This is a genomic window from Shimazuella sp. NTD248, from assembly GCF_059510395.1.
Genome location: NZ_JCAJZT010000003.1, coordinates 85,342 through 101,240, shown reverse-complemented (window position 1 = coordinate 101,240; position 15,899 = coordinate 85,342). Strand labels below are relative to the sequence as shown.

15 protein-coding genes and 1 pseudogene are annotated in these 15,899 nt (G+C 39.3%); 8 read left to right on the top strand and 8 right to left on the bottom strand.

Annotated elements, in window-relative coordinates:
- Nucleotides 1-53: 53 nt before the first annotated feature.
- Nucleotides 54-3,005, bottom strand: coding sequence for a Tn3 family transposase (locus AC5WOE_RS07735; RefSeq protein ID WP_496052286.1), 2,952 nt, complete (start codon nt 3,003-3,005; stop codon nt 54-56).
- Between the two features lie 32 nt (nt 3,006-3,037).
- Nucleotides 3,038-3,457, bottom strand: a pseudogene (locus tag AC5WOE_RS07730) (recombinase family protein); the annotation flags it as partial.
- 27 nt (nt 3,458-3,484) lie between these two features.
- Here AC5WOE_RS07730 and AC5WOE_RS07725 point away from each other — a divergent pair.
- Together AC5WOE_RS07725 and AC5WOE_RS07720 are read left to right on the top strand one after the other, a co-directional pair.
- Nucleotides 3,485-3,841 (top strand): hypothetical protein, encoded by a 357-nt coding sequence (locus tag AC5WOE_RS07725; protein ID WP_496052285.1) that lies wholly within the window; start codon nt 3,485-3,487, stop codon nt 3,839-3,841.
- A gap of 303 nt (nt 3,842-4,144) precedes the next feature.
- Nucleotides 4,145-5,377 carry a hypothetical protein gene (locus AC5WOE_RS07720; protein WP_496052284.1) on the top strand — a complete coding sequence of 411 codons (1,233 nt, stop codon included), beginning with the start codon at nt 4,145-4,147 and terminating at the stop codon, nt 5,375-5,377.
- A gap of 52 nt (nt 5,378-5,429) precedes the next feature.
- On the opposite strand, the gene AC5WOE_RS07715 is transcribed toward AC5WOE_RS07720, so the two are convergent.
- From AC5WOE_RS07715 to AC5WOE_RS07705, 3 genes are all read right to left on the bottom strand, one after another.
- Nucleotides 5,430-5,723 carry a Tn3 family transposase gene (locus AC5WOE_RS07715; RefSeq protein ID WP_496051567.1) on the bottom strand — a complete coding sequence of 98 codons (294 nt, stop codon included), beginning with the start codon at nt 5,721-5,723 and terminating at the stop codon, nt 5,430-5,432.
- 209 nt (nt 5,724-5,932) lie between these two features.
- Nucleotides 5,933-6,592 carry a hypothetical protein gene (locus tag AC5WOE_RS07710; protein WP_496052283.1) on the bottom strand — a complete coding sequence of 220 codons (660 nt, stop codon included), beginning with the start codon at nt 6,590-6,592 and terminating at the stop codon, nt 5,933-5,935.
- Between the two features lie 64 nt (nt 6,593-6,656).
- On the bottom strand, nt 6,657-7,508 hold the full coding sequence (locus AC5WOE_RS07705) for a class I SAM-dependent methyltransferase (protein ID WP_496052282.1): 852 nt from the start codon (nt 7,506-7,508) through the stop codon (nt 6,657-6,659).
- A 503-nt stretch (nt 7,509-8,011) separates the two neighbouring features.
- On the opposite strand from AC5WOE_RS07705, the gene AC5WOE_RS07700 reads away from it, so the two are divergent.
- Nucleotides 8,012-8,551, top strand: a complete 540-nt coding sequence (locus tag AC5WOE_RS07700) for an NAD(P)H-dependent oxidoreductase (protein ID WP_496051564.1) — start codon at nt 8,012-8,014, stop codon at nt 8,549-8,551.
- On the opposite strand, the gene AC5WOE_RS07695 is transcribed toward AC5WOE_RS07700, so the two are convergent.
- Together AC5WOE_RS07695 and AC5WOE_RS07690 are read right to left on the bottom strand one after the other, a co-directional pair.
- Nucleotides 8,548-8,868 carry a winged helix-turn-helix transcriptional regulator gene (locus AC5WOE_RS07695; protein WP_496052281.1) on the bottom strand — a complete coding sequence of 107 codons (321 nt, stop codon included), beginning with the start codon at nt 8,866-8,868 and terminating at the stop codon, nt 8,548-8,550. The genes AC5WOE_RS07700 and AC5WOE_RS07695 overlap by 4 nt on opposite strands.
- A 166-nt stretch (nt 8,869-9,034) precedes the next feature.
- Nucleotides 9,035-10,276: an LOG family protein gene (locus AC5WOE_RS07690; RefSeq protein WP_496052280.1), complete on the bottom strand. Its 1,242-nt coding sequence runs from the start codon at nt 10,274-10,276 to the stop codon at nt 9,035-9,037.
- Between the two features lie 287 nt (nt 10,277-10,563).
- Between AC5WOE_RS07690 and AC5WOE_RS07685 the strand changes: the two genes are divergently transcribed.
- The gene (locus tag AC5WOE_RS07685; protein ID WP_496052279.1) at nt 10,564-11,004 is read left to right on the top strand and encodes a hypothetical protein; all 441 of its coding nucleotides are present in this window, start codon (nt 10,564-10,566) and stop codon (nt 11,002-11,004) included.
- A gap of 145 nt (nt 11,005-11,149) precedes the next feature.
- Here the strand turns inward: AC5WOE_RS07685 and fabF are convergent, their stop codons facing one another.
- Nucleotides 11,150-12,385 carry a beta-ketoacyl-ACP synthase II gene (gene fabF / locus AC5WOE_RS07680; RefSeq protein WP_496052278.1) on the bottom strand — a complete coding sequence of 412 codons (1,236 nt, stop codon included), beginning with the start codon at nt 12,383-12,385 and terminating at the stop codon, nt 11,150-11,152.
- A 135-nt stretch (nt 12,386-12,520) separates the two neighbouring features.
- Between fabF and AC5WOE_RS07675 the strand changes: the two genes are divergently transcribed.
- The 4 genes from AC5WOE_RS07675 (at nt 12,521) to AC5WOE_RS07660 (ending at nt 15,855) form a co-directional block, all read left to right on the top strand.
- On the top strand, nt 12,521-13,360 hold the full coding sequence (locus AC5WOE_RS07675) for a helix-turn-helix transcriptional regulator (RefSeq protein ID WP_496052277.1): 840 nt from the start codon (nt 12,521-12,523) through the stop codon (nt 13,358-13,360).
- 161 nt (nt 13,361-13,521) lie between these two features.
- A complete protein-coding gene (locus tag AC5WOE_RS07670) occupies nt 13,522-14,430 on the top strand; it encodes a DMT family transporter (RefSeq protein ID WP_496052276.1) in 909 nt (302 codons plus the stop codon).
- 94 nt (nt 14,431-14,524) lie between these two features.
- Nucleotides 14,525-15,010, top strand: a complete 486-nt coding sequence (locus AC5WOE_RS07665) for a DinB family protein (protein WP_496052275.1) — start codon at nt 14,525-14,527, stop codon at nt 15,008-15,010.
- A 14-nt stretch (nt 15,011-15,024) separates the two neighbouring features.
- Entirely contained in the window at nt 15,025-15,855 is an 831-nt protein-coding gene (locus AC5WOE_RS07660) for an aldo/keto reductase (RefSeq protein ID WP_496049945.1), read from the top strand.
- Nucleotides 15,856-15,899 lie beyond the last annotated feature (44 nt).

Here is a 15,899-nt window from a genome sequence, read left to right as displayed (position 1 = left end):
TATTAAATCCATTAGGTGATCCAACCATGCCAGAATTAATAAACGGTATCTCCCTATAGAGCCAGTCTTTGATCCAGATCCATGCGAAATTCACCGTATGGATTGATATGGTTGTAAATAAGAGGAGTAAGAGCCCGATAGTCTTCTGCTGCCATCTGATCCGCCCATTCTTTTTCTTGCAGGACATGTTGGATTTTGAGCGTATTGATATAGACTAAGCAATTTTGCAGTAAGTGAAGACTTAGGATGGCAATTTCCTGCTCTTGAGGTTGATTTTTTTGGATTTCTCCCCCTTTTCCGTAAAAGATAAAGTCACCACCTGAATGCCAGTTTTCCACGACGTTTAGTCCAGCATGGACTTCGATACGCACTTCTTCCACATGTAGGTATTCGCATAAAAAGATCGTTTTTATTACTTTCCCCAACTCCTGTAAAGCTTTGTAGGTAGGATGGGAGCTGTTTTTCGAAAATTGCTTTAAGATAGCCTCCGTGTCTGCTACGTTTAACCGTAAAGCAGTTGCATATTTTACCATTTCATCATACTGCCTGCGAATTAAATCCCAATCAATGGGCTTTTGTACAAGAACGGGTTGTAAATGAGGATAATGGACTCCAGTCTTCGGCCGGTACAGTTTCTGGGAATGAATGTTTTTTAGTCGTGGCATGAGTTTAAAACCAAGCAGATAGCAAAAAGCAAAACCCACTTCACTTTGCCCATGGGTATCGACAAAGTTTCGATCGACTTCTTTATTGGTGTTATGATTCAGCAATCCATGAAGCATCGCAGCGACTTCAGAAGAATTGGGTGTATTGACAGACGAATGAATACACATGGACTTATTCTCCACATGCCAATAGACAGAGATTCCTGGTCCCCGTTGACGTGGGTTCCATTGGGTTCGTAGATTTTGATCATATGCTGCCACTCTGGTAGAGTCAGATGCGCAAGAAGTTGTTCCTTTCCCCCAAATCTCTTCCCGTCGGTCCGATAAAATGGCATTTACGAGGTGTTCATTCGCTGCCTTTATGTTATCTTTGTAGATATATTTTCGTTTGATGTATAGCAAGTCTTTATAGGTCACATCGGCATTGCCAGCAGAAACCCGTTTCAAGCCTGTGTTCGTCCCTAATCCGAAAAGACAAAGAAGTAACCGTTTTTGAATAGTTTTTCGATCCAGCCGTTCATAAGTAGCTAACGTTTGAAAGAGATCCGTAAAACCGACCCGTAAATCCGCTTCTTTCAAAATATCAGTGAGATTGGTCATCCACCAACGATTGGCAATCTCCTGTTTGAGATAAGCTAATCGCTTGGGTTCAGGTTGTATGTCACTATCTGCAACGGAGATCCACCCACCTCTGTATTCCGAAATCGATACCTTTTCATTTTTAGGAAGCCCTTGATCTAGCATGGTTAGCTTCTCATGCATCTCCTCTTGTAACTCCGTGATCTTTTCTTCTACGTTCAAAGGAAGTTTTAATACAGCATAATGTTCTTCCCGTCGTTTCGAAAAATCAGATGGAAGGTGATGGTCTGGATTTCGGTAACGATCTGCACCTGTTACCCAAATTTCGCGACATTTTAATTTATCTTTCAGAGCATGAAGAACACAGATTTCATAATTCATCCGATTGATTTTCTCATTTCCTTTGGAATCGGTATCCATGACGTGCTCTCTCCATTTTACAGGGATGATATCTTTACTGGTAGGAATATCGTCATCAAGAGAAAAATTGACGGTAGGAGAACCTGCATAATTGCGAATCAACTGAATGGCTTCAATAAGAGGCTGATGATGTTGATTATTCGAACGAAAATCCAAGGTTTTTAGCAATTCTGTCACTGCTGATCGATACGAACTACTATAGGAGCTTCGTATTTTCCAATATACTTTTTCTTGATAGATCGACTTCTTATATTTCAATTCGGTAATGATACTTTCTAAGGTGTTTGTGTCCACTACAGAAAATAGGGTATCTTTTATAATTCCATCTGGATTTTGTAATGCCGCTTCTAATAAGGAAATCAGAATGTCATTTTTGCTATGTACTTTCTTTACCTCTAGAATGAGTTCTTTATTGACCTTTTTCTCCGCACGGGCATCAATCTTATGGATCAGCGTGATTAAAAGTTCGATGAGGCTGTCCGTGATCTCCTTAATGCGAGACCAAAAGAGGGCGGCTAGTAGTGTATACCGAACTGCTGGTTGATGTCTACGCAGCTCTCTTTTTTCTTCAGAAACAGCACGTAATCGATATCGTTTTACTATTTTGGGTGGGATGGAGTGGAATAGATCCTCTGGAAGCTCCAGCATATGTAGTGTTTTCCACTTTTTGATTTCCAGAAATAACGTATCTTTGCTTACTCGACCTGGTCCGAGTGTAATCTTGCGAAAGGTGATTTTGTTTTTATCCTCTTTCTCATCCCCTGTCTCATCGTTCTCCATGTCTACCCAAGATTCCATCAGGGCATCCATATGGGAGAGGCAAGTAGGAGAAAGCTTTTGATAGGTATCTTGGTAAAATTGCTGTTCTTGATTCCAAAGAGCAGATTTGACCATTCGCTCAACCCTGTCATTGGTAGGCGGCTCTATTTTTCTACGTCTATATTCAACATAGAAAGCTTCTTTTAAAGGTTCAAACTCCCCAGCATAGTCCCATACTTTCTCCTGCAACCAATGCGTAACCTCTTTCTCATCCTGGAGTGTTCCTTCACGGAATCCATATAATTTACGAATCTCGCTCCGATGACTCGTCAAGGTTCTGGAACTCCAAGAATAGTGATCAAACATCGCTGAAGGAATTTTCAGTTGCTTGGCGATAAAATCAATCATTGCTTTTGGAATATCAGTAGGTTTAGCTGGAAATCTGGCTTCATGCTGAAAAAACTTCATCAGAACAGCAAAACCAAGTCTAGAATTGGAATATTTGTTTTCTACCAACTGTCTCTCAGGCTCTATTAATGTAAAATGCTCAATCAGTTCATCTAATTCCCATTGTCTCTTCATGATGTATCCTCTCAAGAAGTATTAAGGTTTATTTACAGGTACAGCTTTTCATCAGTTATCTTTGCTACTCTTGAAAACTCTTGCTCATCTTTGGCTCTACGGTATAGTGTCATCCTTGAAATCCCTGCTTTTTCAGCGGCTTCGGTGATCGTAGATCCTTGATCAACTAGATATAAAGCGTATTTAATTTTTTCTGAATCAACAGGAGGTCTACCTGGATTTTTCCCTCTTTGTCTAGCAGCAATAATTCCTTCTTTGGTTCTCTCTGCGATCAAATCTCGTTCAAATTGGGCCATTCCAGCAAAGAGAGTAAAGAGCATTTTCCCATGAGCCGAGGTGGTATCTAGCCATGATTCTTTTAGACTTTTGAGATTTGCCCCTTTCTTTGCAATCAGTTCCGCAATTTCTAGCAAATCTTTCGTCGAACGAGAGAGTCGGGTGAGATCCGAAACATAAAAAAATGGATGACTGTTTGTTTTTTGATGGCTTTGACATTATCACTTGGATTCAGTCCTGTAAGCGCAGCCAATGTCATTAAATCAAGTAATAACACCACAAAAGCCGGGTGTGTTGATGTTACTTTGTATGAACATGCTAATTATGAAGGAGAGTGGAGACATTATGGTTGTGTCGACTCAGGAGGTTATTATTCACTAGGCTGGTGGGATAACGAAGTATCTTCTATTATAGTAAATGATTTTAATGGTGCTGGGACAAATTGTATTAGGGTGTATGAAGATCAATATTATGGAGGTAAAAGCACAGTTTTTTGTGGGGAAGTTCCTTATGTTGGGGATGCTTGGAACGATGACATAGAATCTATGCGAATGGAATAATACATGAAGCACAACTTTTTAAATAAAAGATCAAAACGCCAATTGAGGAGATTGGCGTTTTTTAGATTTACCCGCTTCCACCTGTTGAGGACAGGGTACGGAATCTATTTGCAGATCGAGGGGTCTCTATTGTATTCAGAAACATAGGGTTTCTGGAAAAATGGTTCATCTTTCTCTGTTGACTGGATCTAGAGAATATAGTTTCCTATAGATAGGGCAACTTAATAAGCTTAATTGAGGAGTCTGGAAGAACAAAAGGGTCCTCCCTTCAATAAGCTTGGCCAGTCTCACGAAAGAGAGACAATGATCAGGAAATTATTCAGAGGGGTCAAGCAGACTTCTCAGAAATTTCATCGGAGTTGGTATTGGACGCCCACTCCTAGGGCACTGCTAGCTCTCACCTTCTTTTTGTCTCCAACGGGAACGATCATCCATCAAGTGCTGCCAGCAATCCTGATGGAGCAAGGACATGGTGGTCATGTTGTAGCTCTGCCGATCTTTCAGCTGGGTCTCCAACTGGCAGGAACCACGAGCGCTACTTGGATCATCAACCGCTATGGTCCGAAAAAGGTGATCATCTGGGGAGTTATTGTGTGGATCTTCTCCTATCCGATCACTGGGGTTTTGGTACAAAAGGACTGGATCTGGGGTTTCTACGCAAAGGCGTTTACCACCTTGCCAACCTCTTGGGCGGTTGTTGCTATTGGTGCCTGGTGGTTGGAGCTGAGGAAACAGAGGGGTAACGAAGGAGACGATGGCCTCCAGGTCGACAACTGGTCAGGACTTATTCGAGGCCTTGTGGCGGGATCCCTCACGGCACTGGGTTTCTTCTTGGTACGACACCAGCAGATTTGGCTGTGGGTAACCATCCCCGCTGTCATCACTGTACTCCTCCTCGTGCCGATCAAGCAGATGAAAGAGACAACTCTAGAGCAAAAGAAAGAGAAAAAACAAAAGAAAGAGAAAACGACATGGCGTACCGATAATGCCGTTCGACTCGAACTCCTCGGAATTGGAGCTCCGATCTCGTCTTCCATCTTTGGATCGGTTCTGATCCTTTCAGCGATGCAAGGCTGGGGTTCTTTGATTCTGTTGTCAGTCGTACCTGTGTGTACGCCACTCATCAGTATCCATCTGCTCCAGAAGACGGAACTGAAAACAATGGAGCCCACTCCAAGTTGGTGGCGGAGTGTACACAGATGGCTTTTCTGGAGTCATAGTATGGCTGTCGTAGGCTACGGTTTGAGCGCACTGGGACTTAGTACTTCCCAAAGCGTACTTCTGATAGTAGCTGTTCCCTTCATCGTGCTTGGTCGTACGGCTCCAATTTGGATGGCCCGTAAGGCAAGACAACTGACAAACAATTCGTCGCTGTATGTAGCGGCAAAGAAGTCACAGGATACCATCGTCCAGCTGATTTCCGCGTTCCTTGGGTTCGGTATCGGGCAGTGGCTGGGTTTGACGTCAGCCCTATTGCTGGGCGCGTTACTCTGCACCGTATCTCTGGCTCTCACATATCGGTATCCCTATCGGTAAACGTGAGGCTACCCACTCTAATTCGACGCCTTAGCGCTGAATTAGAGTGGGATCAATATTTATATTGAGGTCTTAGGAACATCGAAATGAAGTCAGATGGTTGACGCTTCAGATCTAGTTGGTATTTTCCAAACCGATTGAGATGAGCCACAATATTAGGACTTAAAACTCCTAAGAGTTCTTCATCGCTTTTATTTCCGTTCGGCTGGTATTCGTGCAAGATAAAGGACAAGGCAAATACATTATAGAAGATTAAGCAGTTTTCTGCTAATTGGTTGACATAATTATCTTCCGTTGTTTCTCTCATCATTCTCCGCAGTGACACCTTCCCCCAAAAAATAACCATTTGATTTCGCGTTTTGATCGGCTTTTATAAACTCCATTGCTTGCTCTAACCCCTAACTCCATGCTGTATACCATCTCGGAAAAGCTCGGTGTGAGAAATCTACTTATTTACTATTCATCATAAATAAAAGAGAAGTTCTCAAAATTCAGGGACTCTTCTTTATTTTAGAAGCTTTTTCAAGCATTGATGCATCTCTTGAAAGCTTCCCATTATTTGTCCAACTGTATCCCTAATTTTGATGCTCTATCTTGTAACCTTTTGAGCTTCTCATCCTTAATAACAGGATGTAATGCTTCAAGGATCACTTTTAAACATTTCTTTGCCTCTATAGCATTATTTTCAACTACTTCGAAATCGGACTCATAGTCTGAATCAAGACAATCTTCTATTCGGGATAATATTCTGTTGAAGCCACTGCCAAGTTCCAGCTCATTCTCTAAATTGAAAACATGATCCTTAAGTTTATCTAATTTATTTACTATTTTTAGATTGCTAATTACTTGTCTTTTCCATGTTTCAATATTTAAATCTTCAACCCCTAACTCGGTTACTAGATAGTAAGCGTCATGAAGTGATCTCATTTTCCATTCTACGGTCTCTTTATAGTCTTCAATTTCATCTAGGATATTATCTAGTTTCCAAGAAATAGAGAAAAGATCATCGCTCAATTTTGTTAAGAAATTTATATTTTCGTCTGGATTAATTTCATTTATTGCTTCTTCTATATCAAGTTCTAGTCTTTTCAATCGGGACTCAATTGTATCTTCCTCTTTATCTTTTTCAAATAGATTATAGATCATATCTTCTAACATCCTTTTTAATAGATTAAGGGAGTAGATGAACCCTACCTCTATTTTCTTCTTCTGCATGCTAGATACCTGCTTTAAGTCTACTTTATACCACTAGTAATAAAGTCTATTGAAAACTTGAATTCTAGGTATTAGCTACCAAGAATTCCTCTCCCTTTGGCAACCACAGACCATCCGTTCGTCCAGTAAAGTAGCGCTGGTTAAGATCTGCCGATGACACGTACTGGACTTCTTGGAAACCTGCCTCGCGGGCCAATGTCAGCATCTCTGACGGTCTGAAAAAGCTAACAAAAGGCGTGCCGCTTGCTCGCGCTCCCTTCTTCGCCTCCTCAACACTAGGCTGCAACTTGGACTCAGTAAGCTCAGATGGTAGCAGGAACGTCATGGCTAATGCGGAGCCGGGGGTAAGTGTTGCAACTTGGAGCAGTGTGGCAGCGATCGCATCTTTGGTGAGGTACTGGGTTACACCAGTAGAGGCAACAACAGCTGGGCGACTTGCATCGAATCCTGAAATCTTTAGCTGTTCCCACCAGGACCAGCCAGCCTCGAAATCGACTGGAACGAGTCGTAACCACTTGGGGATGTCAAAATCGAGTACATTCAGGCGCTGCTTCTTCCAAGCCAGCATACTAGGCTGGTCAACCTCAAAAATCTGCATTTGAGAGGCTATCTCTGGTCTGCGCTGAGCAAAAGTGTCGAGACCAGCGCCGAGGATGACATACTGAGTGACTCCTTTCTTAAGCTGTTCGATGACCAGTTCCTCAATAAAGCGAGCCCGGGCCACGATCGATGCTCGGAAGCCACTAGTGCTCTCTGGATCCATGTCAGGACGTTGACGCCATCCATTTCCCGGATCTGCCAATTGCAGGCCGATCTCGTCTTTGAATACATACGGTGGTGAATCGACCTCTATATGCAATGCTCGCCACAACGCAACTCGAACTGCTGTGTGATCTGGTTCAGTATTATCATGCATACTGTTCTTTCTCCTTTCGAGCGAATCACTCACTTTTCAATGTTTTTTTGATCCATGTTAACCTTGTTTTTATTTTAATAAATTCCCTTACATATAACAGATTCTGAAATTTTCTTCTTATTATGTTGATTATCTATGTGTTGTATTCTAGCTTCTTTTAAATGAACTTCCCTCCATTTTCTCCCAAGCTGTTTGGATTTTCTTATCATAAAAATTAAAAAATACTCCTGCGTTCATGGTTTTAGTTTGCGAAAGAAACTAGTTTTCATTTATTGTGAGTACAGATATATGATACTTCATTCCATTTTTAAAATATGATCGAAGACAACTATTACTTCAAAATTCCTCTCTACATTTTGATTCATTTTTACTTTCAGACTACATTTCTAGCATTAGTACGCTGTACCATACTAACTCCGAAAAATATAAGTACTTATCTTTCAACTATAAACCTGTCATAATCATCAATGAGTTCTTATACCAACCGAAAAAGGATGAAAAACATGAAAATAATGGTGATCGTCGCACATCCCGACTTAGGTGAATCTCGTGCTAATCAAATTTTGAAGACAGAAATATCAAAAGAATCAAATATATTTATTCGTGATCTCTATCAAGAATATCCAAATTGGATAATAGATATAGAAAAAGAACAACAACTATTATTAGAGTTCGATCGCATTGTTTTTCAATTTCCATTTTATTGGTACAGTTGCCCACCGCTTTTAAAAAAATGGTTTGATGATGTCATGCAGTTTGGATGGGCATATGGTCCAGGAGGAGATAATTTAAAAGGGAAAGAATTTATTCTTGCTATAACAACAGGCGGATCAGAGAATTCATATCGAGCCGGCGGACATAATTGGTTTTCGATAAGTGAATTAATCAAACCAATCCAAGCGACAATTATGCGCTGTAATGGAACCTTTTTACCGTCGTTTATCACATACAATGCCAGTAGAGGCAGTGATGAGTATCTACAAAATCAAGCCAAGAAATACAAAAAACATATAGCTGAGTCCTTAGAAGAACTGATTCACTAATTTTGGTTCAACTGTTTGCTTCCCCAATCACACATACCCTTTAAAATAGGATATAACGTTTTACCTAAAGGAGAAAGGGAATATTCAACTTTTGGTGGTACAGAAGCATATGTTTTTCGTTCAACTAATCCGTCATTCTCTAATTCTCGCAATTGGGTAGTTAGCACTCCTTGAGTGATGCCATCTATGATCTTGTGGAATTCACTGAACCTTTTTGTTCCTTCTTCCAATAAAATAAATAAAATTAGCAGTTTCCATTTTCCTCCGATTAGTTTTAAGGTGTACTCTACTGGATACCGATAGTTTTTTGATACCATGTTTCCATCTCCTTTGCATGCTTATACTAGCAACTTGATTAAAAAGTGTAAACAGGAGATTATATGAATCCGGTTCTTGCTAATTGTAAACTTGCCTCTCATGCAAAAAGAATCAACTCTTCTGTTGATTCTTTTTGCAAACAAATTCGATGCTAAGACCATTCCTTCATTCTTTCAATGTCAGCTGATTCTTTTGATAAAGTTCCTCCACAAATGACCTTGTTTTTGCGAAAGCTTCTACTGGACCATTAGCGACTTCCGCAATGTAAGCCTCTTCTGGTAATTGATCATCTACGCCGGGAATTTTAATTCGATCACCATAACTGTTAATCGAACCATGTTCCCGCATACTATCAATACATTTGAAAACAGGCTCCCAGTACTCCGGATGAACAAATATTGCCTTTGTTCGATGCTTTCGAAGGTGATTGGTTTGTATTTTGGAAAGCGTTTCAAAAACTTCCCATGCAGTTCCAAATCCACCTGGCCAAAACAGGATAACATGAGAGTAATTAATAAGAACTCCCTCTCGGATAGAAAAATTATTAAGCCGTAGACGCTGATTGGTATGGATAGAGTAAGTATCTTTGAGATTAAAGAAGTTATCTACTCCAAACTGACAATCAATTCCTATAACATGTGCATCTTGATTTCTTGCTCCTTGGGCAGCTGCCCGCATGATTCCAGGTCCTCCACCCGTGCATAACGGTACATAACAACCACCAAGCACACTCTCCTGTTCATTTGCAGAATAGCGTCCCCATAACTCACCAAATTTGAGCGCAGAATCCCAGTATTTAGCGCTCTTTTCAATCATTTTTTTGTGACGATCCATCCTCATATTTGTCTGGTTTAACTGATCCTGCATTAGTTTTCTCGTAAGCGGATGGTTTTCCTTTTCGAGTGCTTTCTTCACTTCGTCTGCATGACAACCTAATATACCTAACTTTTCTTCCGCGATTTCTTTGCATGAAATCGTACCAGAACCCATAAGAGTTATTACACCATATTTAGCCTCATAACTAAATAAAAGTTCAGCAGCATAAATATCAGCTACGCTCTCTTGTGTGCCCAAATTTCTGTCATTTGGAACGAAACATGCTTTTACTCCTACTACTTGAAAAGAAGCAATGCAGGTCTCATTGGAATAATTCTTCCAAGTAATGATAAAACCGTTTTCATCTACGTGATAAGTCTCTACGTCCCCATTTTTATTAATATTGCTGATAAAAAGACTATAACTTTTTGTTTTTGATATTTGTCCAGAATCAAAGGTAATTGGCTCTTCAAACGTAATCTTGGCCATATGATTGTCCGTTTTTTCAATCCACCAACCTGTACCAGAAGCCGTCCATTGATTTGTGGTTGGTTCATAAAAAATCGTGCCATTCAGTTCAATTTCATTCATACGGAACAACCCTTCTTATGACATTTAGAATAAATCCTATTAATTAGTTTGATTTACCAATAAAGTTTTATGCACCATAAATTCATGTTCATTTATTAACAGGTATCTGTGTTATCATTCCCCCCTTAACAGAAGATTTACTTATTCATAGTTCATCATCGTATATAATAAAGTACATATTCAGTCACACAAGTCAGATCAAAGAACGGAAATCAATGCAAGAAAACTTGGTAGGTTCAACTACTCAGCCTGTAGCGATCAAGACGGTCAGCTTTGGCAAGAAAGCTATGAGTACTCCTATTCAAGTGAACAATGGGATTACTCTTATTCCCGGTTCCCTTCGTACCCAACAATGCGAAAACCTCTGGCGTTCTGAAGGCAAGTATGCATACAAAAAAGGCCGCTTGAACGATTCGCGTCCTAAACTCATGTTCACTGATCTTCACGATAGCTTGGAAGTATCAGCTAAATACATCAACCAGAAGGACGAACATTCTTGGGTAGCCGATAAAATTGCGACAGTACGTATCTTTCCGAATCTCACCATTTGGACAAGTCTCCTGTATATGGACATGTTGGAAAAACGCATTTATTTTCCGACGTTTGTCGTCGTCAAGCATCAGGATTATGTATTCGGCGCCATTTCTGCCGAGTTGACTTTTGCAAGGAGGCCTGTGCTTTCCTATCAGTTCGACCAAACCATTCAAAGTAGACAAATTTCTGACTAATTTGATCTGCTTGTGTTACTCTTCCCTTGTGTTACGACATGTTTTTATTGATATGTTTTCTTACAAGGGGAGCAACCTATTTATAAAAAAACACGATTTAAACCAATTAAAAAGATTTTGGTATTAAACCGTGAATGAAAACTCCTTATTTTAACTTCTTCAAAACTAAAACTGCATTATGTCCGCCAAAACCTATTGAATTGGAGATCCCGATATCTACTAGTTGTTCTCGCGCTTCATTTGGAACATAATCTAAATCACATTCCGGACTAGGATTATTCAAATTTATAGTTGGTGGAATAATGTTCTCTTGGATCGTTTTTACTAAGGCTATAGCCTCTATCCCACCTGCTGCCCCTAACATATGACCAACCATTGATTTTATTGCACTGACTGGAACTTCAAAAGCACGTTTTCCTAACAATTTCTTGATTGCAATCGTTTCAGATTGATCTCCTACAGGTGTACTTGTGGCATGTGCATTGATGTAGTCAATTTCTTCAATAGAAATGTTAGCATCTTCAACTGCTTCTTTCATTGCCTGATAAGCACCTAATCCTTCTTCATCAGTAGCAACCATATGATACGCATCAGAAGTAGAGCCATAACCTATTACTTCTGCATGGATGGTGGCACCCCTTTTCACTGCATGTTCGAAAGATTCCAATACCAAAATTCCGGCACCTTCAGAAGCTACAAATCCATCTCGATCTCGATCAAAAGGCCTGCTAGCACGAGTAGGTTCATCATTTCTCGTAGATAATGCTCTAGCATTACCAAAGCCTGCAAGTGCTAGATCCGTGATAGCTGCTTCTGCTCCCCCAGCAATTACCACATCAGCTCCTCCCCTTTGAATTAACTTAAAAGCTTCTCCAATCGCATTATTGCTAGTCGCACAAGCAGAAACATGCGCCATGGTCGGGCCTTTCAACCCAAACAGTATGCTTACTTGAGCGCTAGCCATATTTGCTATCATCATTGGTACAAGAGCGGGATTTACACGCGATGGTCCACGATCTAACATGGTACGGTGATTTTCTAAAATCGTTTGAATTCCTCCAATACCCGAACCAATGTAAACACCAATTCGATCCCTATTTTCCTCTTCGAAAATGAGACCAGCATCGTCAATGGCTTGTTTTGATGCTGCAACAGCAAATTGACAAAATCGATCCATCTTCCGAGCTTCTTTTTTTCCTACAATACTTGCTGCATCAAAATCACGAACCAAACCGGCTATCTTAGTGGAAAATGATGCTGTATCAAATGTATCAATAGTAGATATACCGGATATTCCATGGCGAATACGATCCCAAAATGTATTTACATCGTTTCCCACTGGAGATATGACCCCCATACCTGTAATAACAACTCTCCCCATCATTCTTCACTCATTTCACTATATTTTCTTTTAGAATGACACAGATCATTATCCTATTACAAGTTATAGGTTATCCTAGTATAATAAATGCTAGCATACAGAAAATCTACCTGCTAAAAAGGAGATCTTAGAGATATGAATGAAGATACTCGATTAAAAGCCTTATCCGAGTTTTTAAAGACACATCGAGCTAAGTTACAACCCAACGAAGTCGGACTGCCTGCTATCGGACGTAGGAGAACGCCTGGTCTAAGAAGAGAGGAAGTTGCCCAATTAGCTGGCATAAGTACAACATGGTATACATGGTTTGAGCAAGGAAGAAATATTACCCTTACCTCTTCTGTATTAAACAGTATATCTTCTGCCCTACAACTGAACGAAGAAGAAAAAAAATATTTGTTCATGTTGGCTTTAGATCAACCAACTGTACCAAATAGTGAAAAAACGCCCGAAATTAGCAGTGGTATGAAGGCTATCCTTCAAGAACTACGCCATTTTCCCACAATCGTCTCAGACAGTAGATGTAATATTATTGAGTGGAATCAAGCTGCTGCTGGGGTCTTTCTTAATTTTGACCAAGTACCACAAGAAGAACGTAATATGATCTGGTTACTATTTACCCGCAGAGAATTACGACAGTTAGCTGTTAATTGGCCGGACTTTGCACGTGGATTTTTAGCACTGTTTCGTTCTTACTATGGGAAGTATATGGGTGACCCTTGGTACAATGAATTCATTAACAAATTGTCTCTTGAAAATGCAGACTTTCAATCTTTTTGGCACCAAAATGATGTCAGTTCATCTCCTGAAGTATTTATTGAATTTCGTCACGCAAAAATGGGGAAAATGCTATTTGATCTCACTTCTTTAGATATAAAAGAAAACTCTGACATCCGTTGTAGCGTGTTTACTCCATCTGATAAAAATACAGTAAAAAAGATGGAACAAATTGTACAGAGGATATTGAATGAATAAAAAGAGGCCACTCTTTCGCCTCTTGTGTTTTCATGCTTTCTTTTCATCTCAACCAGAAGAAATTATCTCATAAATACTAAAAATACAAAATTTTATTTTGAATATACAAAACATATTTATTTATGTTATTTTAGTATGAGTTTTGTGAAGGAGGTGGAAAAGTGTCTAAACGCTTTTTACCTGAGTTCATTCTGATTTCTGTTACATTTTTTTGGGGAGTCACTTTTGTGGTGGTTCAGAATGCCATCAAAGAAATCCCTCCTTACTCTTTTCTAGCTATTCGCTTTTTTGTTGCCTTCCTTTTGTTATGGCTCATCAATAAGCTCTTTGTGAAAGAAAACATCTGGAACTGGGCAGCTATAAAGAGTGGGGCATTGATCGGATTTTTTCTATTCCTTGGATTTGCCTTGCAAACATTCAGTCTGCTTTACACCACATCAGGTAAATCTGGATTTTTCACAGGAATGAATGTCGCTTTCGTTCCTTTTGTCGCACTCCTATTTTTTCGACACCGTATAAAAATACCTACTTTAATCGGAGTCATCTGTTCTGTTATCGGTCTTTATTTTCTTTCAGGATCGATCGTAGGAATGAATATGGGTGATGTACTTGCTTTAGGATGTGCTTTGGCTTTTGCAATCCAAATTGCTCTCACCGGCCACTTTACAAACAAAGTAGGAACTTACACTTTTGTCATTTGGCAACTTATAACTGTCACTGTTCTTAGTGGAATTTCATCTTTTTTCTTTGAATCCGTAAAAATTGCTTTAATAGGAAAACCAGTTGTTTGGACAGCTATTCTAATTACATCTGCTCTTGCAACAGTTTACGCTTTTGTAGCACAAACAATCGTCCAGAAAAAAGTCTCTTCTGCACGTGTTGCAATCATTTTCACCCTCGAGCCAGTATTTGCAGCAATAGGTGACTACTATGTAAATGGTATCACTTTATCAAATGAAGAGCTATTTGGTTGTTCTATTATTATTCTTGGAATACTTCTAGCAGAAATTCCTTGGAAAACAAAAAAAGATCCTACTATTTCTTCTACATCCTTAAGCGAAACAAAATAACACCTTTCTACACCAAACCAGTTGTGGAAAGGTGTTTTTAATAAATCCTATCAGAGTATCAGTTGTATAATATAAATATAAAGGGGGGATTAATTTGTTTAAACATAATGAAATTCGCAACGATATTTGGAATACCATCATGTATTTAACAGACAAACAAATCAATCAACAAGAATCATCTGACAGATGGAGCATTGCTCAAATACTGGAGCATCTTTATTTAACTGAAGACACCATCACCAAAAAAATGACACAGCACCTTCAAATGAAAACAGAAAAACCAATCGTAAAACCCGTTCAATTAACCCTAGACCGCTCTCGGAAACTTGTATATCCAATTCCAATCAGTGATGAGTTTCGAACATTGCACTCACTGCGAAAAAAATTAAACAATTCACGTCATGTTTTTGAGTTATTCATAGAAGGATTAACTGCTGATCAACTTGCACAAAAATCAATGAGACATCCAGTGTTGGGAGAAGCTATGAGTTTTCATCAATGGGTAGAGTTTGTAGGATTACATGAAAAAAGGCATTTGGAACAAATTAATGAAGTAAAGACAAACCTACATTTGCCTTAAGGAGATACAGCTAAATGATAAAAGATATCCACTCTACTACTACTTTACATAATGGAGTAAAAATGCCATGGTTTGGCTTAGGGGTTTATAAAATTCAAGAAGGAGCAGAATTGATTTCTACAGTGCATACCGCAATTGAACTGGGCTATCGAAGTTTTGACACTGCTTCTCTTTATAAAAATGAAAGCAGTTTGGGGGAAGCAATAAAGACAGCTACTATTTCACGTGAAGACCTATTCATTACTTCAAAAGTATGGAATACAGACCAAGGTTATGAATCTACACTTGCAGCTTTTGATGCGAGTCTAAAACGCCTTGGATTAAATTATTTAGATCTCTATTTAATCCATTGGCCTGTCCCTAATTTTTACAAAGATACTTGGAAAGCGTTAGAAAAACTATACCAAGAAGGAAAAGTCAGAGCGATTGGAGTAAGTAACTTTCACATTCATCACCTACAAGATGTAATGGGTATCGGAACGATAAAACCTATGGTAAACCAAGTAGAATACCATCCCAAGCTATCCCAAGAGAAAATACGAGCTTTTTGCCAGCAAGAAAGTATTCAATTAGAAGCTTGGTCTCCTTTGATGAGAGGTAGACTTCAGGACGAACCCACCTTGAGAGAAATTGCAGCAAAACATCACAGAACCATTGCACAAGTCATTTTACGATGGGATTTACAAAATGGCGTAATTACTATACCTAAGACTACTAAAAAAGAACGCCTGATCGAAAATGCTAATATTTTTGATTTTTCTCTAACTGCTGAAGATATGGAGCAAATCAATTCACTTAATGAGAACCTTCGGGCAGGTAAAGACCCTGATAACTTTGAGTACTAAAATAAACGAAAATAATTTTCATTAAAAAAGCCAAAACAAGGTGA